The sequence below is a fragment of the Pedobacter jejuensis genome (assembly GCF_003725795.1).
Taxonomy (GTDB): domain Bacteria; phylum Bacteroidota; class Bacteroidia; order Sphingobacteriales; family Sphingobacteriaceae; genus Pedobacter; species Pedobacter jejuensis.
In genome coordinates, this window is sequence record NZ_RBEE01000043.1 from 187,733 (window position 1) to 209,168 (window position 21,436).

At 35.8% G+C, this 21,436-nt stretch carries 22 protein-coding genes; 9 read left to right on the forward strand and 13 right to left on the reverse strand.

All coding sequences use genetic code 11. From position 1 onward, the window contains the following. The first annotated feature begins 45 nt into the window (after positions 1 to 45). The 3 genes from D7004_RS17375 to D7004_RS17385 are packed head-to-tail and all read left to right on the forward strand — an operon-like array spanning position 46 to position 3,431. The gene (locus D7004_RS17375; protein WP_123207092.1) at positions 46 to 1,863 is read left to right on the forward strand and encodes a hypothetical protein; all 1,818 of its coding nucleotides are present in this window, start codon (positions 46 to 48) and stop codon (positions 1,861 to 1,863) included. Positions 1,864 to 1,920: 57 nt separating this feature from the next. Continuing rightward, positions 1,921 to 2,478, forward strand: a complete 558-nt coding sequence (locus D7004_RS17380; RefSeq protein ID WP_123207093.1) for a LemA family protein — start codon at positions 1,921 to 1,923, stop codon at positions 2,476 to 2,478. Continuing rightward, positions 2,478 to 3,431 (forward strand): DUF3137 domain-containing protein, encoded by a 954-nt coding sequence (locus tag D7004_RS17385; protein WP_123207094.1) that lies wholly within the window; start codon positions 2,478 to 2,480, stop codon positions 3,429 to 3,431. The genes D7004_RS17380 and D7004_RS17385 overlap by 1 nt, the downstream gene beginning before the upstream one ends. Here the strand turns inward: D7004_RS17385 and D7004_RS17390 are convergent. From D7004_RS17390 to gltX, 8 genes are all read right to left on the reverse strand, one after another. Then, positions 3,428 to 3,793: a response regulator gene (locus D7004_RS17390; protein ID WP_123207095.1), complete on the reverse strand. Its 366-nt coding sequence runs from the start codon at positions 3,791 to 3,793 to the stop codon at positions 3,428 to 3,430. The genes D7004_RS17385 and D7004_RS17390 overlap by 4 nt on opposite strands. A 22-nt stretch (positions 3,794 to 3,815) precedes the next feature. Next, positions 3,816 to 4,403: a chemotaxis protein CheB gene (locus D7004_RS17395; RefSeq protein ID WP_123207096.1), complete on the reverse strand. Its 588-nt coding sequence runs from the start codon at positions 4,401 to 4,403 to the stop codon at positions 3,816 to 3,818. After that, positions 4,388 to 5,206 (reverse strand): CheR family methyltransferase, encoded by an 819-nt coding sequence (locus tag D7004_RS17400; protein WP_123207097.1) that lies wholly within the window; start codon positions 5,204 to 5,206, stop codon positions 4,388 to 4,390. Before D7004_RS17400 ends, D7004_RS17395 begins: the two co-directional genes overlap by 16 nt. Positions 5,207 to 5,208: 2 nt before the next feature. Next, positions 5,209 to 5,580, reverse strand: coding sequence for a response regulator (locus tag D7004_RS17405; protein ID WP_123207098.1), 372 nt, complete (start codon positions 5,578 to 5,580; stop codon positions 5,209 to 5,211). Positions 5,581 to 5,594: 14 nt separating this feature from the next. Further along, complete coding sequence (locus tag D7004_RS17410; RefSeq protein ID WP_123207099.1) at positions 5,595 to 9,173, reverse strand: response regulator; 3,579 nt, start codon at positions 9,171 to 9,173, stop codon at positions 5,595 to 5,597. Positions 9,174 to 9,198: 25 nt separating this feature from the next. Continuing rightward, complete coding sequence (locus D7004_RS17415) at positions 9,199 to 10,326, reverse strand: ATP-binding response regulator (protein WP_123207100.1); 1,128 nt, start codon at positions 10,324 to 10,326, stop codon at positions 9,199 to 9,201. A 124-nt stretch (positions 10,327 to 10,450) separates the two neighbouring features. Further along, positions 10,451 to 11,290 (reverse strand): KPN_02809 family neutral zinc metallopeptidase, encoded by an 840-nt coding sequence (gene ypfJ / locus D7004_RS17420; RefSeq protein ID WP_123207101.1) that lies wholly within the window; start codon positions 11,288 to 11,290, stop codon positions 10,451 to 10,453. Positions 11,291 to 11,379: 89 nt separating this feature from the next. After that, positions 11,380 to 12,888 carry a glutamate--tRNA ligase gene (gltX, locus tag D7004_RS17425; RefSeq protein WP_123207102.1) on the reverse strand — a complete coding sequence of 503 codons (1,509 nt, stop codon included), beginning with the start codon at positions 12,886 to 12,888 and terminating at the stop codon, positions 11,380 to 11,382. Positions 12,889 to 13,112: 224 nt separating this feature from the next. Between gltX and D7004_RS17430 the strand changes: the two genes are divergently transcribed. From D7004_RS17430 to D7004_RS17440, 3 genes are read left to right on the forward strand one after another with little or no spacing between them, the layout of a single operon-like run. After that, positions 13,113 to 14,318, forward strand: coding sequence for a sensor histidine kinase (locus tag D7004_RS17430; RefSeq protein ID WP_123207103.1), 1,206 nt, complete (start codon positions 13,113 to 13,115; stop codon positions 14,316 to 14,318). Continuing rightward, positions 14,299 to 14,808 (forward strand): DinB family protein, encoded by a 510-nt coding sequence (locus D7004_RS17435; protein ID WP_123207104.1) that lies wholly within the window; start codon positions 14,299 to 14,301, stop codon positions 14,806 to 14,808. Before D7004_RS17430 ends, D7004_RS17435 begins: the two co-directional genes overlap by 20 nt. Beyond that, a complete protein-coding gene (locus D7004_RS17440; RefSeq protein WP_123207105.1) occupies positions 14,798 to 15,220 on the forward strand; it encodes a hotdog fold thioesterase in 423 nt (140 codons plus the stop codon). The genes D7004_RS17435 and D7004_RS17440 overlap by 11 nt, the downstream gene beginning before the upstream one ends. Positions 15,221 to 15,238: 18 nt before the next feature. Here the strand turns inward: D7004_RS17440 and D7004_RS17445 are convergent, their stop codons facing one another. After that, the gene (locus D7004_RS17445; RefSeq protein WP_123207106.1) at positions 15,239 to 16,126 is read right to left on the reverse strand and encodes an alpha/beta hydrolase family protein; all 888 of its coding nucleotides are present in this window, start codon (positions 16,124 to 16,126) and stop codon (positions 15,239 to 15,241) included. A gap of 37 nt (positions 16,127 to 16,163) precedes the next feature. Next, positions 16,164 to 16,517 (reverse strand): DUF6249 domain-containing protein, encoded by a 354-nt coding sequence (locus tag D7004_RS17450; RefSeq protein ID WP_123207107.1) that lies wholly within the window; start codon positions 16,515 to 16,517, stop codon positions 16,164 to 16,166. A gap of 440 nt (positions 16,518 to 16,957) precedes the next feature. On the opposite strand from D7004_RS17450, the gene D7004_RS17455 reads away from it, so the two are divergent. The 3 genes from D7004_RS17455 (at position 16,958) to D7004_RS17465 (ending at position 19,142) form a co-directional block, all read left to right on the forward strand. Beyond that, the gene (locus D7004_RS17455) at positions 16,958 to 17,278 is read left to right on the forward strand and encodes a DMT family transporter (RefSeq protein WP_123207108.1); all 321 of its coding nucleotides are present in this window, start codon (positions 16,958 to 16,960) and stop codon (positions 17,276 to 17,278) included. Between the two features lie 800 nt (positions 17,279 to 18,078). Continuing rightward, positions 18,079 to 18,660 carry an RNA polymerase sigma factor gene (locus D7004_RS17460; protein WP_123207109.1) on the forward strand — a complete coding sequence of 194 codons (582 nt, stop codon included), beginning with the start codon at positions 18,079 to 18,081 and terminating at the stop codon, positions 18,658 to 18,660. Beyond that, complete coding sequence (locus tag D7004_RS17465) at positions 18,657 to 19,142, forward strand: anti-sigma factor (RefSeq protein WP_123207110.1); 486 nt, start codon at positions 18,657 to 18,659, stop codon at positions 19,140 to 19,142. The genes D7004_RS17460 and D7004_RS17465 overlap by 4 nt, the downstream gene beginning before the upstream one ends. A 117-nt stretch (positions 19,143 to 19,259) precedes the next feature. On the opposite strand, the gene D7004_RS17470 is transcribed toward D7004_RS17465, so the two are convergent. The 3 genes from D7004_RS17470 to D7004_RS17480 all read right to left on the reverse strand — a co-directional run bounded on the left by D7004_RS17470 (position 19,260) and on the right by D7004_RS17480 (position 21,389). Then, complete coding sequence (locus D7004_RS17470) at positions 19,260 to 19,451, reverse strand: cold-shock protein (RefSeq protein WP_025141747.1); 192 nt, start codon at positions 19,449 to 19,451, stop codon at positions 19,260 to 19,262. A 104-nt stretch (positions 19,452 to 19,555) separates the two neighbouring features. Beyond that, entirely contained in the window at positions 19,556 to 20,482 is a 927-nt protein-coding gene (locus D7004_RS17475; RefSeq protein WP_123207111.1) for a hypothetical protein, read from the reverse strand. Positions 20,483 to 20,522: 40 nt separating this feature from the next. Beyond that, positions 20,523 to 21,389 (reverse strand): phosphodiester glycosidase family protein, encoded by an 867-nt coding sequence (locus D7004_RS17480; RefSeq protein WP_123207112.1) that lies wholly within the window; start codon positions 21,387 to 21,389, stop codon positions 20,523 to 20,525. Positions 21,390 to 21,436 lie beyond the last annotated feature (47 nt).

The following is a 21,436-nucleotide window of genomic DNA, read 5'->3' on the forward strand; positions in this document are numbered from 1 at the left end:
AATGCGTTTTAAATGTATATTGCTGATAAAACTGCTTTTCGTTAAATGATTGATAAAAGAAAATCTCGTTACAAAATTATAAAGTGGGTAGCTGGAATAGTTTTAATCTTGGCAGCTATCTTATCATCAATAGCATGGTTTTTAAATGTAAAATCTCGCCCTTTACTTACCGAACAAATAAAAACATTGCTGTATAAATCTACCGATAGTTTATATACCATCAGTTTTACCAAAGTAACTACAAACATTATAACCGGAAGTGCATCACTACAAAATGTAAAAATCACGCCCGATACCAATCGCTATAAAAAGTTAATAGCCTTAAAGAGGGCGCCAAATAACCTATATTCTGTTTCGTTAAAAAAATTGGTGGTAAAGCATTTTCACCCTTTAATAATGTATCGGGAGCATAAACTACAAATTGACGAAGTTATTTTTGATAAACCTGAAGTGCTTATGGTTAATCGGCAACTGGATTTTAACGAAAATCGTGCGCCAAAACCTATCCAATCTCCATATACCATCATTGCTAAAAGTTTAAAAGAATTTAGCATCAAATCTATCTTTTTTAAAGATGCCAGCTTCAAATACCGGAATAATAATGTTGCTAATCCAGCAGTTTTTTCCATTGATGATTTGAATATAACCTTAGTTGATTTGCTTGTCGATTCAACTTCTTTTGATGACCCGAGTCGTTTTTATTTGTTAAAAGATGTGGTTATTAATTTGAAGGATTACAATTATCCAACACCCGATAAAATGTATAACATTAAGCTTAATAAGCTCGATTTTAGGGCATCTACCGGGCGGTTACGCATAAGCAAATTTGCATTAGAACCTTTGTTTGATGAAATGAAGTTTGGACAAGTTGCAGGGTATGCAAGAGACCGATTTGATATTTCGATGAATGATATTTCTTTAAATGAAATAAATTTACCGCTTTACATTTCCAAGCAAGAATTAAGAGCAAAAGAAATGGCAATTGCAAATGGTTTCGTTAGCGTTTTTAACAATAATAGCTTGCCCAAAGGTGAAAAAGTGAAGCGAATCGGCAAATTTCCGCATCAATTATTGCAAAAACTAGGCGCACCTGTTTTAGTTGATAAAATACAGCTTAAGGATGTTAGCATTAGTTATGCAATTTATAATAAGGAAAGTCAGCAAAGGGGAAAGCTTTCCTTTGAGCATACTTCAGGTATAATAAAAAATGCAACCAATATTGATAACGTAAAAAATACCAACCCAATAATGGAAGCCAGTTTAACTACTTATTTATTAGGGCAAGGCAAATTGGATGTGGATTTTAAATTCGATTTAGCATCAAAAAAAGGCGATTTTGCTTATAGTGGCGTTTTACATGAATTTAACGCCAGGGTTTTAAATCAAATTACAAAACCTTTGGGTTTGGTTAGAATTAACAGAGGAAATGTTGATGAGCTAAAATTTAACTTTAAAGCGAATGAGGCTGGTGCAAAAGGTACAGTCGATTTTTCATATTTTGATTTGTCGGTTGCTTTGATGAAAAACGACCCTGAAAAAGACCACTTAGTAAAGCGAGGTTTGCTTTCTTTTTTAGCTAATGCATTGATTATCAATTCAGAAAACCCTAATGCTGAAGGGAAGTTTATTTCGGCAAATGTAAATTACACCCGGCCAGATAGCACTTCCTTTTTCAGCATGATTTGGAAAAGCCTTTTTCTTGGCATAAAACATAGTGTAGGAATAACGGAAGAAAAACAAAATGAAATGCGTGATCATATTGCCAAATTCAAGGCGATGAAAGCAAGTCATGATATGCGAAAACAAAAACGATTGGAGCGTAGGCAACTAAAAGAAAGACGGCTTAAAAATGATAGACGCTAAGCTGCAAGATTTGTAACCTTTTGATATATTTATGCTTTAAACCCAAAATCTAAACTCATGATTATTGCACTCATTATTATCGGCGTCTTGTCCCTCTTCGGAATTTTCTTTTACAACTCATTAATTGGTAAAAAGAACCAGGTTATCAATGCATTTTCTGCTATTGATGTAATGCTCAAAAAGCGCTTCGATTTAATTCCAAATTTGGTAGAAGTGGTAAAACAGTACACGACTTACGAACAAGGAACGCTGAGCAAAATTGTAGATTTACGCACAAAAGCAATTTCTGCCAATGTTAGTAATGCGGAAAAAGCGGCCATAGATACACAATTAAGTGCTAGTGTAAAGGGCTTGATGGTTAATGTGGAAAATTACCCTGACTTAAAAGCCAACACCAATTTTATAAACTTACAAAGTACCTGGACAGAAAGTGAAGAGCAGATTGCCGCAGCGAGAAGAACTTACAACTCGGCTGTAACGGATTATAACAATGCAATTATGATGTTTCCGGGAAGTATGTTTGCAGGAATGCTAAAATTCCAACCCATACCGGTTTTAACAACTGCAGAAGAAGAACGTAAAAACATTAGCGCCAAAGACTTATTTAACAGCTAATGGTAGCGGTTGAAAGCAACGCCACTTTGCAAAATTTACTTGCAAGTTTAGAGATACAACGAAAGAAAATTTCATCAACACAGAAAAAAGGGTATTTGCTTATCGCTTTAGGTGTTGTTGTTGGTGTTGGCGGTTCCATTTTAGGGCAGCCTGTGATTGCTATAATTGCTGGTTTAATTCCGTTTATTTATGGTATCGTTATTCATTATAAAATTGCTGATGAATTAAAAGCTTACAAAGAGTCATTTAAAATTGAAGTTATTGGAACTGCACTTAAATCGCTCGACCAAAGTTTAACCATTGAACCTTATAATGGCATTCAATGTGATGAATTTGAAAATACTCAGCTTTTTTCTAATACTCCAGACCGATATAGTACGGAAGACTTAGTAAAAGGCAATGCTGGTAAAACCGGGTTTTATTTTGCAGAAATTCACGCAGAATATAAAACTAAAGTACAAACTAAAAATGGCACAAGAACCGAATGGCATACCATCTTTAAAGGAATTCTGTTTGCTGCCGATTTTAATAAAAATTTTAATGGGGTAACGCTAGCAAAACCAAGAGATATTTTCGGTTCGATGGGTGCCTGGTTTTCTAAAAATTTATTTTCGTTTAGCAATAAAGATGTTGTAACGTTAGAAAACTTGGAATTTAACAATGCATTTATTACCCATGCCACCGACCAGGTAGAAGCTAGATATATTCTCACACCAAGTTTAATGGAGCGAATTTTAAGGCTAAATCAGAATGCTCAAAATACAATCTCATTATCTTTTATAAACAGCAGAATGTATATCGCGTTTCCATTAGATAGAAATTATTTCGAAGCACCAATTTTTAAAACTTTACTCAACCCAGAATTGCTCAATCAAGATATTGTAGCCATTAATTTTATGTACGATATTGTAAAAGAACTAGATTTAAACACCAGAATCTGGGGAAAGAATTAGCCTAAATGTTTTTTAACCATAGCTTCTATTGCAGCAATATCAAATGGTTTTGAAAGGTAGCTATCTGCACCAGCTTGCTCTGCCAATGATGAAATATCGTTGTTTGCTGAAAAGTATATTACCGGAATATGTTTCAAATCAGGATTATTTTTAATCGCTCTGGTTGCTTGAATTCCGCCTAAATCTGGCAGCCAATTATCCATAAAAATAATATCAGGCATGTATGCTGCAACCTGTTCTTCAATTTCGTTAGCACTTTCTGATGTTTTAACATCATAGCCTGCATCCTCAAAAATGAAAGTACATAAATCTAAAATATCTCTGTTATCATCAAAAACGAATACTTTTTTCGTATCAGCCATAAATTTAATATCTAAGCAAATCTTATTTTGTTGCTAATTTATTTATAAAATCTGCCATATCTACAGCATCTAAAATTGTGCCTTTTTTAACATTTAAAACAGCCTGTTGAGGCATGTAAGGCATTATTGCAGTTTTCGGGTTTTGTATAACTGCTAAACCTCCGAAATTGTTTACCGTTTTTAAGCCTTCAACACCATCGGCATTAGAACCTGAAAGCAAAATGCAAACCAGCTCATCCTTATAAATTTCGGCAGCAGATTGGAAAGTAACATCAATTGAGGGTCGTGAATAATTTACCTTCTCTGAGTAATCCAACGAAAAAGTTTTGTTCTTCTCGATAAGTAAATGATAATCTGCCGGTGCAATATAAACACATCCAGCCACTATTTCTTCTTTTTCATCTACTTCTCTAATTTTTAAATCCGTACGGTTTTGCAATAAATCAGCCAGAAGGGTGTCATTACCTGGTTTACGGTGTGTAACAATGATAATCGGAAAGCTGATGTTTGTGTCTAAATCCGGAAAAATTTTCAGCAATACATCTAAGCTGCCGGCCGAGCCACCAATAACCAAAGCACTACATTTATCTGGAGTTAAAGCTTCCGCCATATTTTTTCCGTTTTAATGCGCTTAAATTGTTTTGCTTTTGGCCAAAAATCTAAACTTTCTTTACTCCCAAGTGCCAAATAGCCAAGTTGTTCTAAGCTGTTATCAAAAAGTTGAAATACTTTATGCTGCAATTCCTTATCAAAATAAATTAGTACGTTTCTACACAAAATCAGCTGAAACTCATTAAATGAATGGTCGGAAACCAAATTATGGGTAGAAAAGATCATCTTCTCACTCAGCGTTTCATCAAATTTTGCAAGGGTATAATTTGCAGCATAGTAAGTAGAAAAATCTTGCTCACCGCCCGATTGCAAATAATTTTCAGAGTAACCTTTTAAGTAATTTAAAGGAAACATACCTTTTTTAGCTTTCTCTAAAACAGATGGATTAATATCTGTAGCATAAATAAGAGATTTATGAAGCAGTTTAAGTTCTTTCAATACGATGGCTAGAGAATATGCTTCCTCTCCGGTAGAACAGCCTGCAACCCAAATTCTTATAAACGGATAAGTGCCGAAAATTGGTAAAACATCATTTCGTAAGGCTTTGTAAAAGGATGGGTCGCGGAACATTTCTGTAACGTTAACCGTAATTTCCTCTAAAAATCGTTTAAAATATTGTTTATCAGTTTTAACGGTATATCTAAATTCTGCAAAACTTACAAAATTATCTAAACCATATAATCTTAAAATTCTTCTTTTAATAGATGCAGGAGAGTATTCTGAAAAATCATAGCCATGTGCGTCTAAAACGTCACTAAGCAGTGTTTCAATCTGTTCGTTATCTATTAAATTGCTAATCACTTTTATTCTGTAACTTTCTCTATTTGCATTAATAACTCATCAACATTGATGGGTTTAGAAACATAACCTGCAGCACCTGCGAGTAAGCATCTTTCTTTATCGCCAACCATGGCTTGCGCTGTAACGGCTAAAACAGGAATATTTCGCAATTCTTCTGACTGTTTCATTGCCGCCATAGCTTGATAACCGTCCATATCTGGCATCATCATATCCATTAACACATCTGAAACATTTTTGTTTTCTTGCATAATAGAGAGTCCATCTTGCGCACTCAATGCTGATAAACACTCGAAACCTTTAGCTTTAAGCACTGCTTTTAAAGCGAAAATGTTTCTATTATCGTCATCAATTATGAGAATTAACTTTTGTGGCATATTAAAAAGAAAAATTAAGATTTATAGTGATTTTCGTATAACCAAACGCGAAGCAGCGATACCAATTGGTCCATATCAACAGGTTTGCTAATATAATCTGAAGCACCTGCAGCGATACATTTTTCTCTATCGCCCATCATTGCTTTTGCGGTAACAGCCAGAATTGGTAAGTTTTTGTATTTAATTTTTTGCCTGATGGCAGTAGTGGTTTCATATCCATCTAACTCAGGCATCATCATATCCATTAAAACCACATCAACATGCTGGTTTTCATCCAACAACTTAAGCGCCTCTTTCCCATCTATAGCTGTTAAAACATGCATTTGATGCTGCTCTAAAACCTTTGTTAACGAGAAGATATTTCTAACGTCATCATCAGCAACTAAAACCGTTTTACCCTTTAAAACATCTTGTAATTCTGAAAACTTTTTCGGTGCTTTTACCTGCTCCTTGCTTTTTTCTTCTACAAGGTGAAGGAACAATCCTGCTTCATCTAAAATTCGTTGATAGGAATGAGCGGTTTTTACTACGATAGAATCGGCATATTGTTTTATTCTGCTTTCTTCGCCTTTGGATAAACTTTTCCCAGTGAAAATGATGATTGGTAGATTTTCTAAACCAGGTGTTTTCTTTACAACTTCCAAAGTTTCATAAGCATGTTTATCGGGAATTCCCATATCCAGAATCACACAATTGATATCGGATTTATGCAAAGCAGAAACGCTATCGCCAACTTCGTTTACAATTTCGGTTTGAATATTAAAATTGCTTAAAAAGTAACTCAAAGCTTTTGCGTGCTGTTCGTTTTCTTCAACAATTAATACTTTTTTCGGATGTCGGCTTAATGCATGTTCTAGTTTTTGGAAAATTTCTTGCATGTGCTCAAATGCAAAAGGCTTATTGATAAAATCAACCGCACCTTTTAATAAACTTTCCTTTTTAACCTGTAACGAAGACATGATGTGTACCGGGATTGGCCGAGTACTTGGATCTGCTTTAAGCTCTTCCATTACCTGCCATCCATCTTTTACAGGCAATTGTATATCCAACAGTATGGCTAAAGGTTTGTAGGTTTTAGCCATTTCAATACCTACATCGCCTCTTACCGCCACTAAACCTTTATAGTTTCTTTTTCGGGTAAAATCCAATAGCGTTTTAGCAAAAGGTGTATCATCCTCTACAATTAAAATTACCTTATCATCTGGTCCGATATCGTTGCGGTCATCTTCAATTTCTTGAGGGATGTTTGCAACAGTTAATCGAGTTACTAATGGCTGCTGCTCTACAATTGTGGTATTTTCATTTTTTGGCTGATGATTTTCAATACCTCTATTTTTGTCGATTGGGAGAATAAGGGTAAAGATGCTACCTTCATTTTCTTTACTTTTTAAATCGATATAGCCACCCAATAATTTTGCAAGTTCTCTACTTATAGAAAGACCCAAACCTGTTCCGCCAAATTTACGTCTGGTAGAACCATCTGCTTGTTGAAAAGCTTCAAAAACCATTGCAAGTTTATCTGGCGCAATACCAACGCCCGTATCCGTAACCTTAAAAACCAAGGCATTTAAATGCTCATTTTTACTGATGTTTAAAGTAACCGAACCTTTTGTCGTAAATTTAATCGCGTTTGATAAAAGGTTTTTCAGAATTTGTTCCAAACGCATTTTATCGGTATGGAAATATTCGGGTACTACAGTTGTTTTATCTATAACAAGTTCTAGCGATTTTTCTTTAGCAACCGGATTAAATAACGATCGCATGTTAAATATTACTTCATCAACCTTAATATTTGCTCTGTCGAGCTCCATTTTACCGGCTTCAATTTTTGATAAATCAAGAATTTCATCAATTAAACTCAGCAAACCCTGACCAGAACTTTGTATCACTTCGGCATATTCCTGATGTTCGCGGTCCATTGCTTCGTTTTCGGCCATTAACCTCGACAATAATAAAATAGAATTTAATGGCGTTCGCAATTCATGCGACATGTTTGCCAAAAATTCTGATTTGTAGCGAGTACTTAATTCTAAAGCTGCTGCTTTTTGCTGTATCTCAACATTTCGCTCTTCAATAAGCTGATTTTTTTCTTCCAGCAGGCTGCTACGCTCTTCCAATTCCTGGTTGCTTTGCAACAATTCTTCCTGCTGTACCCTTAATTCTTCTTCTGATGCCTGTAGCTTTTGTGATTGAGCTTCCAATTCTGCATTCATCCCTTCCAACTCACTGTGCTGAACCTGAAGTTCTTCAGATTGTGCCTGTGTTTCTTCTAGCAATTGCTGCAATTTAAACCTGTTTTGCGCACCCAATAACGCTGTACCAACATCGGATAAAATGGAATTTAGGAAATGCAGATGCAAATCTGAAAATGCCCCGATTGTACCCAATTCTAAACCACCAATAGCAATGCCATTTCTAATGATAGGTAAAACCAATAATTGAGCAGGTTTAATATTGCCAGAAGCATACGAAATCGTTAACTCATTGTTTGGGATTTCATTGAGTAATATCTGCTTGCCAGATTTTACAACCTGACCAATTAAGCCTTCGCCTAATGCCAAAGTTTCTGCCAAATGTTGCCCTTGCAAAGCATGCTGACCTTTTAAATGCAAATAGCCATCATCTTTAAAAATGTAAATCGCCCCTAGCTGACTATTAGTATAGCTGGCCAAGAATTCGATAATATCATCTGCCAATTGGAACACATCTTTTTCGCCAACCATTTTTACGTTCAAGCCGGCAACACCAGTTTGCAACCACTCATTTTCTGCTAGTGTATCAAACGATTTTTTAAGCGAAGATGACATGGTGTTCAATGATTCGGATAATTCGCCGATATCATCCTGAGTTTTGCTATCTAAAGTTACGCCGTAATTACCATTTGAGATTTGCAGGGCAATTTCTTTAATGGCAATAATCCGTTTCTCCATCTCAAGTTTTTTATCCTCAATTTCCTTCTGCATTTTTACACGCTCATCAAAATCGACAGATACTTTTCTATAAAAAAATAAGGTAATTAATATGGCAAGAATAGCTGCAATTAAGATAAGAACAGGTGTGTAAGAAGTAAGTTTAGTTAGTTCTGCACTCCTTTGTTCTAGCAGTTTTTGTTCTTCTACAACCATTTTATTAACTGTAGCACGGGCTTGATCCATATAAACTTTACCTTGAAAAAGTACAGTAGGATCTACTCGTCCGCCTAAAGATTTTATCTCTATGGTAGACTTTATAATATCCAATCTACGAGTTAATATATCTTTTAATTCGGCAATGTTTTTTTGTTGTTTTGGGTTATCTCTCGTTCTATCTGCAACCTCATTTAAAGCAGCCGAAGCGGCTTCTGCAGCACCATTGTAGGGCTCTAAAAAAACTTTATTACCAGTTAAAAGGTATCCCCGTTGGCCAGTTTCTGCATCTTTTAATGTGGATATAATACCTTCAACTTTTAGTATTATCTCATCACTATGTTTTACAAGTTCTGTACTTTTAATCAGATTGCTAATACTTATATATGAAGCCAGCGAACTGATAAATAGGATAACCAGCGACAGACCGAGGCCTAAGCGTAAATTATTTTTTAGCGTTGTTTTCATTAATTTTTTGTGTGAATGATGCGCATTAATCGGCTAAAATTTCATCTGCTCCTATCGGGATAGTGAAGTAAAATTCCGAACCTTCATTCGGCACACTATTTACACCAATTTTGCCATTGTGCCTGCTTATAATTTCGGAACAGATATATAGCCCTATACCTAAACCATTAAAATTATTGCTATTTTCTTCTACCCGATAAAATTTATCGAAAATTTTATGATGTTGTTCTTGAGGAATTCCAATACCAAAATCTTTAACAGCAAGGTAAAGTTTCCCATCTTTAATATTTACGGTAAGGTTTATCTGATTTGTACCTGGAGCATATTTAATAGCGTTGGTAATGAAGTTGATAACAACTTGCTCCAGCCGCATTTCATCGCCAAAAACCATTTCTTGGATTGTTCCCAGTTTGGTAATGGTAAATTCGGGGTTGGATTGTTGTAGCATTTCAATGGTATTGTTTACCATCGTTTCAGCGCAAAAAGTTTTCATGTTAAACTTCAGTTTGCCGCTTTCAATTTTTGATATGTCGAGCAAATCAACTATCAACTCATTAAGTTTTTCTAATTGGATACTTGCTTTTTCGAGGTGATTTTGTGCCATCACCTTATCATCTTTATTTATGCTGCGCTGCAATAATTGTATATAGCCCTTAACGCTTGTTAGTGGTGTTTTTAATTCGTGGCTTGCAATGCTAATGAACTCATCTTTCTTATGTTCAGCTTCTTTCCTAAATTCAATTTCTTCAAGTAACTTTTCCTGAACTTCGTTTAGCTTTCTATTCTGTTCATAAATGCGGTAAAAAGTTTTGATTTTTAGCAATAATATATTGATATCTACAGGCTTGGTAATGTAATCTAAGCCACCACTAAGGTATCCTTTAGTTATAAATTTGATTTCAGTATTAACAGCGGAAAGGAAAATTATGGCAGTATCTTTGGCTTTGCTAAATCCAGAGATTGCTTCTGCAACCTCAAAGCCATCCATATCCGGCATTTGAACATCAAGAATGATGAGTACGTAATTATTTTTTAAGACTTTTTTTAGCGCTTCTTCACCAGATGGGGCCGTATCTACCTCAAAGTTATGTGCTTGCAATACTTTCTGTAAGGAAATTAGGTTTTCAGGCCTATCATCTACAATAAGAATCATGATTTATTAAACATAAAAAAAGTCGGGATAATTTGTTTGGTTACAGGTTTTACCTATTGTTTATAAACACAGTGGTTGTAAAAAGGTTTTAAAAATGTGATTATGTAGCTATTAGTATAATACCTTACAATTGATTGCTGTTAAAAGTGTCACCTTGTTTGAAATCGCCTGTTTCAAAACCCTTTTTAAACCAATACATACGCTGTTGAGAAGTACCATGAGTGAAAGAATCTGGTGTTACCTCACCTGTCGCCTGTTTTTGCAATTTATCATCGCCAATGGCATTTGCTGCGGTTAAGGCTTCTTCGATATCTCCTTCATCAAGTTTAAAATCTTTTAAGTTTTGAGCATTATGAGCCCACAAGCCAGCAAAAAAATCGGCTTGTAATTCTAACTTAACTGATAAACGATTGTATTCTGTTTCGCTAACCTGGCCACGGGCTTGTTGCAATTTATCAGAAATGCCTAAAAGATTTTGAACGTGGTGACCAACTTCATGGGCAATAACATAAGCCTGAGCAAAATCGCCAGCTGCACCAAATCGGTTTTTTAAATCATCATAAAAGGTTAAATCGATATACACTTTATGGTCGCCAGGGCAATAAAAAGGACCGACGGCAGAGCTTGCGCTTCCACATGCAGTTTGCACACCATCGCTAAAAAGAACCATTTTGGGGTGTTCATATGTTTTACCCATGGTTTCAAATTCTTTATCCCAAACCTGTTCGGTTGATTCCAGGACGCCAGAAACAAATTGAGCCTGTGGGTCGTTTTCTGGTACACCTTGCTTAACCTCAGTTGTTCCGGCGCCTTGTGGCAATTGACCAACCAAACCGGTTAAATCTTTACCAAAGATTAAACCCAAAACAACGATAATGATACCTACACCACCACCAAGAATGGTTTTTCCACCTCCACCTCTTCCGTCTTCTACATTATTACTCCCTTTACCGAACCACTGCATAATTATATTTTTATTACTTAACCTTGTTTGTTTTAAAATGTTATACTAAAGTATAAATTATTTTTATTGATTAATTATACACCCAAAGTTTAGCTATTAAAAACTACAATGGCATTTTCAATGCGCAATTTTGTTTCTTCTTTACCTAAAAGTACGCCAATATCAAAAACACCAGGGCCAAATTTGCCACCAACTAGCATAATACGGAAAGGAAGCATAAGTTCTCCAGGCTTAAAACCTTTTTCCTCAGCTAATGCTTTAAATGCAGCTTCAGCATCAATTGGATTATCTAAGCTTAGGTTGTTTGCATATTCGTAGAAAAAGCCTGCCTTTTCTGCTGTCCATTTTGGTTTTACAGAAGCAGAATCATATACCGTTGGTGATGCAAAAAAGTAACTGCTCTGCATTACAAAATCTGGCAATAATGTACATCTATCTTTTATTAAATCGATAACTGTATTTAGCAATGCATCATCATTAACAGTAAATCCAGCTTTTTCAAGCGCATGTTTTACCTCTAATTGCAAGCTATCAACTGATGATTGTTTTATCCATTCGTGGTTATACCATTTTGCTTTTTCAAAATCAAATTTTGCTCCGGCTTTACTTATTCTTTCTATCGAAAATTTTTCTTCTAATTCTGCAAGTGTAAAAATCTCCTGTTCGGTTCCATCATTCCAACCTAAAAGCGCAAGCATATTTACAAAAGCTTCGGGCATAAAGCCCATTTCTTTAAAGCCTTTGGTTACATCATTGGTTTTTGGGTCTGTCCAGTTCATCGCATAAACCGGAAAGCCTAAACGGTCGCCATCCCGTTTACTTAACTTTCCATGCCCATCGGGTTTTAAAATTAGGGGTAAGTGCGCCCATTGCGGCATATCGCTTTCCCAACCCAAATATTTCCATAATAAAATATGAACAGGTGCAGATGGTAACCACTCCTCACCCCTAAAGGCATGGGTAATTTCCATTGCTTTGTCATCAACAACAACAGCTAAATGATAGGTTGGCATACCATCAGCTTTTAGTAAAACTTTATCATCAACTATTGCCGTTTCAAAACTTACATCGCCCCGTATTAAATCGTTAAAGTGAACATTTTCATCTTCAGGCACTTTAATTCTAATTACATGAGGCGTTTGTGAAGCCAATAAATCTTCTACCTCGCTTATGGTTAGGGTTAGAGAGTTACGCATTTGCATACGTGTTGCCTGTCCGTATTGAAAGTTCGGCACTTCTTTACGCTTTACATCCAGTTCTTCCGGCGTATCAAAAGCATAATAAGCATATCCGTCGCTAATTAATTGCTCTGCAAATTTTCTATAACTTGGTTTACGTTCACTTTGGCGGTAAGGTCCATAATTACCTGGCTTAGTCGGACTTTCATCGGGTGTAATACCACACCAATCTAAACAGTTTACTATATATTCTTCCGCCCCTTCAACAAAACGATTTTGGTCGGTATCTTCTACACGTAAAACGAAAGTTCCGTTGTGTTTTCTGGCAAATAAATAATTAAATAAGGCTGTACGTACACCGCCTAAATGTAAGCCTCCTGTTGGGCTTGGGGCAAATCTTACTCTAACTTTTTTATCCATGGTTTATGCAAAATGCAGGGAGTATAGGCTTTGGGTATGGATTAATTTACCATTCATTGAAGCTACACTGTACTTGGTACAAAGATATGTTTTTCATCTGTTTTTATTGTTTGCTTCTGCGATGAAGCTAATCAAACTTTAAAATTATTACCTTTTGGTTTTTTGAAAAAGCATAATGGTTTTATGCTTTTTTCGTTTTGTTATTGTAATTTGCCTCCCAAAGCATGAATCCATACGAAAAGAAACGCCGCTGGAAGTTTTTCCTTCTCATTTTCGCCATCTTAATTGGCATAGCATCTGTATTTTACACGGATTCATTTGTTAAGAAAATGCAGCGTGAAGAAGCAAACCAATTTCAGCTTTGGGTAAAAATTACCGAACGTTCTATGCTTTTATTGGATAACGAAGACTTTAACAGCATTGTAGATGACGTTAGAGCGAATACCAAAATGCCCGTTATTGTTACCAACGCCGATGGCACCATTTTATCATCTATTGGTTTAGATAGCACTAAAACCTGGTATCCTGTTAATGATAAATTGGTTTATGATAGTCTTTATTTTGTTAAAGAGTTATCAAAAATGAAAATGCAGCATAAACCACTAGAACTGAATATTTTTGGAGATAAAAAAATTGCTTATTACCGAGATTCATTTATCCTTACTCAGCTCCGCTATTTCCCATACATTCAAATGGGTGTAATTTTTCTATTCCTTTTAACGGCTTACGCTGCATTTAGTTCGGCCAGGAAAGATGAACAAGATCATGTTTGGGTAGGCTTGGCGAAAGAAACTGCACATCAACTTGGTACGCCAATATCTTCTTTAATGGCTTGGGTAGAGCTTATGAAATCGAAGTTTGATGCAGAAGACGACCCGTTAATTGCCGAGATGGAGAACGATATTAAGCGCCTGGAAATTATAACCGATAGGTTTTCTAAAATTGGATCGAAACCGATACTGGAAGATCATGTGGTATATATGGTTATCAGCAATTTTATCGATTATTTTAAAGTGCGTACATCTGATAAAGTTAAATTTACCATTACCGGTGATGAACAGGTAAGAGCCATGTTAAACGTGCCTTTGTTTGATTGGGTTACAGAAAACCTTTTAAAAAATGCTGCAAATGCAATTGAAAATGAAGGTTCTATATCGATTAATATTATAGAAAACCTGGCCAAAGAACAGGTTTTTATTGATGTTACAGATAGTGGAAAAGGTATACCAAGATCTAAATTTGATGCTGTATTTCAGCCAGGATACACTACTAGAAAACGTGGTTGGGGACTTGGTTTATCGCTAACCAAGCGTATTGTAGAAAATTACCACAGCGGCGAAATTTTTGTAAAAGATTCGGAATTGGGTAAAGGAACAACATTTAGAATTATATTAAAAAGCAGTTTAACTTATGAACCGACCACAGCCTAACGATTATCCAGCTTGGGGAGAAACCTATATTAGCAAGGTTGATAAAGACATTTTTGAAGTTTTAGAAGAACAGGTTTTTACAATTCCGGATTTATTTCAATCGAATGCTGACAAAGAAAATTTTGCTTATGCTGAAGGAAAATGGACTTTAAAGGAAATGCTCGGACATATTATAGATTGTGAGCGTATTTTTGTTTACCGTATGACATGTTTTGCCAGAAATGAGCAACAACATCTGCCCGGTTTTGAAGAGGATGATTATGTATCGAACGCACATTTCGGCGAACGAAACTTTGATGATATGATTGAAGAGTTTGCAGCCCTACGCAAAGCCAATCTATATTTTTTTAGAAGCTTAAATGAAGTAGAATTAAATAGAAAAGGAATAGCATCTGGTAGAGCAATAACCGTAAAATCTATTTTATTTATTGCTGCAGGCCATATTGCACACCATGTTGGAGTACTAAGAGAACGTTATCATGTGGTTTAGAAATTTTTCCGTTGATGAGTTAAACAATCGCCCTAAAAACCATATTGGGGGTTTACTGGATATAAAATTTACAGAAATTGGTGAAGATTTTATCATCGGCACCATGCCGGTTGATGAACGAACGCACCAGCCTGCAGGCATACTACATGGCGGTGCTTCGGTTGTACTAGCCGAGACATTGGGTAGTATAGCTTCATATATGTGCATCGACCCTGAAAAATATGTTGCGGTTGGTTTAGAGGTAAACGCAAATCACCTTCGTCCGGTAAAGAGCGGTTTGGTTAAAGGTATTTGCCAAGTGATTCATCGTGGTGCCAAAACCCATATTTGGGATATAAAAATTTACGATGAACGTGGCAAAATGAGTTGCATTAGTCGTTTAACGGTTGCTGTTATCAATAAGCCGCAGTAAAAATCAAATCAGCGAAAACTAGTTTGTATTCTGAGTTTTTTGGTTTCCTATAGCTTTAATCCACCTAATCGCACTATTAAAAGGCTCCGGAGACGCTTCAAATGTGGTGTTATGTCCCAGGGTTGGAAATAATTTGTATTCAAACGGTTTACCAACGCTTTTAAATTCATCGATATGTTCTGTTGATAATTTCGTTGGAATCTGAACATCCTTAACCCCAAAAAGCCATAATCCGGGAATTGAAAGTTTAGCAAGCGCATCACGAGGATCTGTATCTACAAACTGATATTTATCCGGGTCGTTCTGTATATGCTTACGCGATTCGCTTTCTGTGTTTAACTCCCAAAAATCAGATTTTCCTTGTGTAAAAAACTGAAATCGAAGCTGTTCACGAGCGGTAACAACCGGACCGCTAAACAATACCATAAAATTCACCTTAGAATTTTTTTCTGCTGCTATGGGAATTATCCAGCCGGCCTGACTATAGCCTATCAGACCAACTGGTATGTGCTTAGCAGGCAAATGTTTTAATAGCAAGTTGGTTGCTGCGCTTGCATCCATAGCCAATAAATTTAAATTAGCTGAATCAATATTATTGGTGCCAACTTCAGGTCCGGCATAAACTCCGCCAGATTCGCCAACGCCGCGTTTGTCGTAGGTTAAAACCATCATACCATGGTTTGCCAAAAGCGAGGCAAATTGTATCATCCGCTTTTCCTGACCAGAGCCATGAACCACAACTAACGCCGCATAAGGTTTCTTAGGATTAAAAATTGTACCTTTTAGCGTAACGCCCTCACTTTCAAACTCAACATTTTTCGTTGAGAAATTAGTTTCCTGAGCGCCTGATTTGTGAACTGAAAACAATAAAAGGAGTATAATTAAATATAAGCGGTAGTGATACATACAATTGAGTTTAGCGTTAATAAAACGTAGGTTAGCACTATTTATCAATCGCTTTCTTTTCGATTACAAATGAGGTGATTAAACCCAATCCACCGAAAATTCCTAAGCAACCAAAATAAACTGCAACAGCCTGACCTTCTTCTGCACGTGTCATGTTTGGTCCGAAGACGCTTCTAACAGTAAATAGCGCAACCAACAAACCAATTCCTAAGCCAACCAAAAGCAAACCGAATTTTAAGCTTAAATACGGCCTTGGCGCTGATTTACCGATGCCAGGATTGATACCGCGTTCGATCATTGCCATTTTTTCTTTATTTGATAAATAGCGTATTCCAAATACCATTGCGAATGTGCCTAAAAAGATAGAGATTGGGACTAATATAGCTTCCATGATTATAATTTTTTATGTGTTTAATTGAATGTTTAAATTGTATTGAACCGTGTTCTGTGTATTATGACTACATGATTTTTAAACAGGTTACAGGCTGAGGGTAAATATTTTTGATCAGGATTTAAATGGATTTTAAGATTTACAGGATTATTACGCAGATTTTAAATTTTTTAGTTGCAGATTGAGCCAATAAACTTAAGTTCGATTCTTACACTTAATATTTTACTTTTTTTATCACGTATTGCTTTTACGACACGTCATGCTGAATTTATTTCAGCATCTTTCCTGCAAATAAGACCCTGAAATAAATTCAGGGTGACGTAAAATAAAAAGAGCAGCTTATTAATAATGTGAGGGAAAATTAATAATGGAATTCAGGCTATAATTATATTCGCAGTAAAACTTGATTTTAAACTTCAACCTTTTTTTACCTTTACAGCATGAGTTGGATTATACTAATTATTGCCGGACTTTTCGAAGTTGGTTTTACAACATGCCTAAAACTTTCTAACAACTTTAGCAATTTGAAATGGAGCATCGCTTTCTTTATTTGCATTACTTTAAGTTTTGTTTTGCTAAATAAAGCCTCGCAAAGTTTACCAATGGGTACAGCTTATGCCGTGTGGACCGGCATTGGTGCCGTTGGAACCGTAATTATAGGTATTGTATATTTCAACGAACCTGCCACATTTTGGCGCATATTTTTTATTTGCACCCTGATTGGTTCTATCGCTGGGTTAAAATTTTTCGCATCGCATTAGCATTAAAGTTTTAAGCAAATTTATTTTGAAGCGTAAAAAATAATTTCAAATTGGTTTAAAATACGCTAAGAGGTTTATAACTTTTTTTAGCAGCGCAAGGCTTGTGCAAGGAACTAAATTTGTTCCCGTTTTGCACTTTACTCCGCTAACAGCCGAAAAGGCTGCTGCTCCGTGTTCGCTTCAACCGGGGCTAATTTGCAAATGTAGTATTCCATTTTATCGGTTTGCATGGTGTAAAACCTTTGTTTTTAAACCTGATTGCAGTGGAAAGCCCCAATTTTTCATTGGGCTTGAAACGAAAAGCAGGGCTGCAGACCGCCAAAGGCACTGCCTTTTCATTTCCAAAATAATTTCAAACTGTTTATATTTTTTAGCAGCGCAAGGCTTGTGGAAGAAACTAAATTTGTTCCCGTTTTTCGCTTTACTCCGCTAACAGCCGAAAAGGCTGCTGCTCCGTGTTCGCTTCAACCGGGGCTAATTGGCAAATGTAGTATTCCATTTTAACGGTTTGCATGGTGCACAATCCTTTATTTGTAAACCTGATTGCAGTGGAAAGCCCCAATTTTTCATTGGGCTTGAAACGAAAAGCAGGGCTGCAGACCGCCATAATTTACTGCCCATTAGTTTCCAAAAAAATTCAAACAGCTATATAGATTAAAATTAAATCTTCTCAACTAGCGACAAGATTTCTCGGCTACGCCTAAAATGACTATCAATTTTTACATTGCCGTTTAGGTAAATTTGCTTAATTTAAAATTGATTGTAACCTATCTCTCTTTAAGGTAGTCTTAGCATTAAGTATGAAGCAAGAATTACCAGATGTAGAGCTGATTCAAAATGTATTAAACGGCGAAACCGGGCAATACGCTTTGTTGGTAAAACGCCATCAGCGCTTTGTTTTTACACTTGCTTTAAGGTTTGCCAAAAACCGTGAAGATGCAGAAGAAATTGCTCAGGATTGTTTCATTAAAGCGTACAAAGCATTAGGAACTTTTAAACAAACGGCAAAATTTAGCACCTGGTTGTACACTATTACTTATACAACAGCAATGACTTTCTTGCGAAAAAAGCGGCTAGATACATCTTCTATAAGCGATGAAGCCACATTTCTGCAGTTGGAAAACCATACATCGGCCTTTAATGCAAATGTTTACGAGCAACAAAATAGCCACGCTTTTTTAAATGAAGCCATAACACATTTAATGCCCGACGATGCTGCGATTATAACGATGTTTTATAAAGGTGAGCAAAGTTTAGAAGAAATTGGTAATGCTTTAAATATGGAGCCGAACACGATAAAAGTAAAACTGCATCGAGCCAGGCAAAGGCTTAAAGAAAAATTACAATATTTGTTAAAAGATGAAGTAAAGGAGTTACTATGAACACAATAGACCAACAACTTTGGGATTACATTGATGGAAACTTGAATGAAACCCAACGAAAAAGCATCGAAGAAAAGATTGAAACGGATATTTCGGTAAAGCTGCAGTATGAGGAATTACTAAATTTTAATACTGCATTTAATGAGATGGAACTCGACGAGCCCTCTATGTCTTTCACCAGAAATGTAATGGATAGCGTTGCGTTAGAACCCGCACCAGTTTCGCTAAAAACCAAGGTAGATAACCGCATTATTTACAGCATTGGTGGCTTTTTTGTGGTTTCTTTAATGGCACTTTTGGGTTATGTGTTTTATAATTCTACTTTTACTATGCCAGATTTTAGCAGATATCTGTCGGTTAGCTTTGAGATTGATAAGGTTATAACACCAACCAGTTTGTATATCTTTTTAGGTATAGATTTGGTTTTGGGATTGATTTATATAGATTACTTCTTGCGAAAAAAACTTAATCAGAATAAATAACAAAAGGTTTGGCATTTTAAAACTACACTATCAGTTCGATGTAGATAGTTTTAAAAATTTTAAACATAAAAAAGCCCCGATGTTCGACCGGGGCTTTGTTGTAAATATGATAGTTAATTAAATTACTTTCACATTAACGGCATTTAAGCCTTTTTTACCGTTAGCAACTTCGTACTGAACTTTGTCGTTTTCACGGATTTCGTCGATAAGACCTGTTGAATGAACAAAAATTTCGCTATCTCCGTTTGCAGGGACGATAAAGCCAAAACCTTTAGTTACATTGAAGAATTTTACTGTGCCTTCTTGCATTGTATTAAATATTAAAATTAAGTCTGCAAGGTAAGTTTTAATTTTTAAAATCAAAATAAATTTTAACATTTTTTTAACGTTAAAATTTTGTAAATATCAGATTACTAAGGCCTTTTAATTGCCTTTCCCAATATCATCAAAGTAATTTGCGAATTGTGAGGAATTCCTAAGGTTGTTCCAGGTAAAACATTAAACAAGTTTCTGATGTAAATATCAGCAATGGCCTGCACTGTTTTTTTCTTATTTGCTGCATCTTCAGGTAGAACCCCATCCACCCGCTTGATATGAATTCCGCCCTGAAAATCTATAATTGCCGCAGCTTGATATGCAAAATCTTTATATGCTCGGTTTATGGTTATTTTGTACTGCGGAAACATATAATCATATGATTCTGTTCTGTTGGCTACTTTATCAACTGTGCTAATTTTTTCTATCTCAACAATTTTGCTTTTGGGTATAAACTGAGCGGGTTCTGTGGCAGCAAAACCAGTATCGGTTTTTAGGTTTACTGTTGCAGAACGTTTTTCTATGAAATTGGTGTCGGCTTTGGTTGGTTTTTGTAATTGTTTTGCCGTGGTTTTAAGCCTGTTCTTAATATAGTTTTGAGCATAGAAAGTCATGTTTACATCCGAACGGATATCAGAAGCTACAAGCCGCCCGTCTACCTGAACCCGTTGAAAAACTAAGCTGTCATTGCTTATATGTTTCACTTTAAAAAATTCTGCCGCGAAATTATACAGATTGCCATGGTCGTATTGCAGGTAAAATTTTTGCATTCTGTGTTTTTGAGGACTCCAGGCCATCATGGTATCTTCTGCTGCAACTTCAATTATCCACGATGGTTTTTGCATAAATCCTTCTGCATTAAAAGAAAGTCCGTTTTTAAACCTGCGTTTAACTTCCTCATACCGAATTCCTTTTACGGGCTCAAAAGCAAATTCGCGAGAGCTTGTGTTTATAGATTTGGTTCCAGATTCACAGGATGACCATAAAGCAACAACAAATAACAGGAAGAAAAAATTTTTAATCATAATTATATAACGCAACAAGCACAATTTTAAACTAAATAATTTATTTTTTCTTAACCAGAATTACATTAGCTACTTTTCGTTGCCCTTCATGATCCCATTTTTTATTATCTGTTGGATAGTTGATGATGCCATTATCCGGAAAACCATCTATCCATAATGTTGTAGAGCCACCGCCATCAAAATTTAAAATGCTGGTGCAACCGAGCCAAGTCATGATGTTGGTTAGCTCCGGCAAACTCATTCCGGCAGAGTTATCATTTCGTCCATCAACAGTAAGCATAATTACTTTGCCATTTGGTTTTAATCCTAAACAAGTTCTAGGGTGCCTTAATTGGCTGAAAGACGTTGTGTCTATGGCTTCCTTAATTCCATTTATAGCCAATAATGGTCCATTTAGCATTACATCTTTTTCCATCAATTTGGTTTCCCAATCGAGGTTTCCGTCCCATTTTTTTATCGCTATTTTACCGTTTGCTATAACCACCGCAGCTTGCTGGTGCTTTGCTCTCGAACCATCTTTTTGCAATCGATTAACATTTATAACCTTATTATTCAACCGTACATAATCAACCGAACCACCATTTTTAACATCAAAAAAATTTCCGTTAATTGCCGCCAAAGCTGTATCTTTTTTACCGAAATCACTGGTTGTGATTAATTTTTTTTCTTCGACGCCGATAGCAAAAACTGCTTTCCTGCCATTATTTTTAATTTCCAAATAGGAGATGTTTTCGTTTGCGCTGAATAGATTTTTAGAATTAAAATGATGCCTGTAGAGACGAACTTTGGGCGCAATCCTATTTTTCTGCCATTTAGCTTTTACAAAAGTTAGCGAATCTATATTTTGCGCCGAAACTGAAAATGATAGGCATATCAACAACAGGAGAAAACCAGATCTTGTTAGCATAGGAATGAATTTGAATGCTAATTTAGAGGCAAATAATTTGTTGAAGC

Excerpts from the sequence above, each read along its gene's own strand:
- D7004_RS17375 (WP_123207092.1), top strand. The coding sequence starts at position 46 with ATGATTGATAAAAGAAAATCTCGTTACAAAATTATAAAGTGGGTAGCT.
- D7004_RS17380 (WP_123207093.1), top strand. The coding sequence starts at position 1,921 with ATGATTATTGCACTCATTATTATCGGCGTCTTGTCCCTCTTCGGAATT.
- D7004_RS17385 (WP_123207094.1), top strand. The coding sequence starts at position 2,478 with ATGGTAGCGGTTGAAAGCAACGCCACTTTGCAAAATTTACTTGCAAGT.
- D7004_RS17390 (WP_123207095.1), bottom strand. The coding sequence starts at position 3,793 with ATGGCTGATACGAAAAAAGTATTCGTTTTTGATGATAACAGAGATATT.
- D7004_RS17395 (WP_123207096.1), bottom strand. The coding sequence starts at position 4,403 with ATGGCGGAAGCTTTAACTCCAGATAAATGTAGTGCTTTGGTTATTGGT.
- D7004_RS17405 (WP_123207098.1), bottom strand. The coding sequence starts at position 5,580 with ATGCCACAAAAGTTAATTCTCATAATTGATGACGATAATAGAAACATT.
- D7004_RS17410 (WP_123207099.1), bottom strand. The coding sequence starts at position 9,173 with ATGAAAACAACGCTAAAAAATAATTTACGCTTAGGCCTCGGTCTGTCG.
- D7004_RS17415 (WP_123207100.1), bottom strand. The coding sequence starts at position 10,326 with ATGATTCTTATTGTAGATGATAGGCCTGAAAACCTAATTTCCTTACAG.
- ypfJ (WP_123207101.1), bottom strand. The coding sequence starts at position 11,290 with ATGCAGTGGTTCGGTAAAGGGAGTAATAATGTAGAAGACGGAAGAGGT.
- gltX (WP_123207102.1), bottom strand. The coding sequence starts at position 12,888 with ATGGATAAAAAAGTTAGAGTAAGATTTGCCCCAAGCCCAACAGGAGGC.
- D7004_RS17430 (WP_123207103.1), top strand. The coding sequence starts at position 13,113 with ATGAATCCATACGAAAAGAAACGCCGCTGGAAGTTTTTCCTTCTCATT.
- D7004_RS17435 (WP_123207104.1), top strand. The coding sequence starts at position 14,299 with ATGAACCGACCACAGCCTAACGATTATCCAGCTTGGGGAGAAACCTAT.
- D7004_RS17440 (WP_123207105.1), top strand. The coding sequence starts at position 14,798 with ATGTGGTTTAGAAATTTTTCCGTTGATGAGTTAAACAATCGCCCTAAA.
- D7004_RS17445 (WP_123207106.1), bottom strand. The coding sequence starts at position 16,126 with ATGTATCACTACCGCTTATATTTAATTATACTCCTTTTATTGTTTTCA.
- D7004_RS17450 (WP_123207107.1), bottom strand. The coding sequence starts at position 16,517 with ATGGAAGCTATATTAGTCCCAATCTCTATCTTTTTAGGCACATTCGCA.
- D7004_RS17455 (WP_123207108.1), top strand. The coding sequence starts at position 16,958 with ATGAGTTGGATTATACTAATTATTGCCGGACTTTTCGAAGTTGGTTTT.
- D7004_RS17460 (WP_123207109.1), top strand. The coding sequence starts at position 18,079 with ATGAAGCAAGAATTACCAGATGTAGAGCTGATTCAAAATGTATTAAAC.
- D7004_RS17465 (WP_123207110.1), top strand. The coding sequence starts at position 18,657 with ATGAACACAATAGACCAACAACTTTGGGATTACATTGATGGAAACTTG.
- D7004_RS17470 (WP_025141747.1), bottom strand. The coding sequence starts at position 19,451 with ATGCAAGAAGGCACAGTAAAATTCTTCAATGTAACTAAAGGTTTTGGC.
- D7004_RS17475 (WP_123207111.1), bottom strand. The coding sequence starts at position 20,482 with ATGATTAAAAATTTTTTCTTCCTGTTATTTGTTGTTGCTTTATGGTCA.
- D7004_RS17480 (WP_123207112.1), bottom strand. The coding sequence starts at position 21,389 with ATGCTAACAAGATCTGGTTTTCTCCTGTTGTTGATATGCCTATCATTT.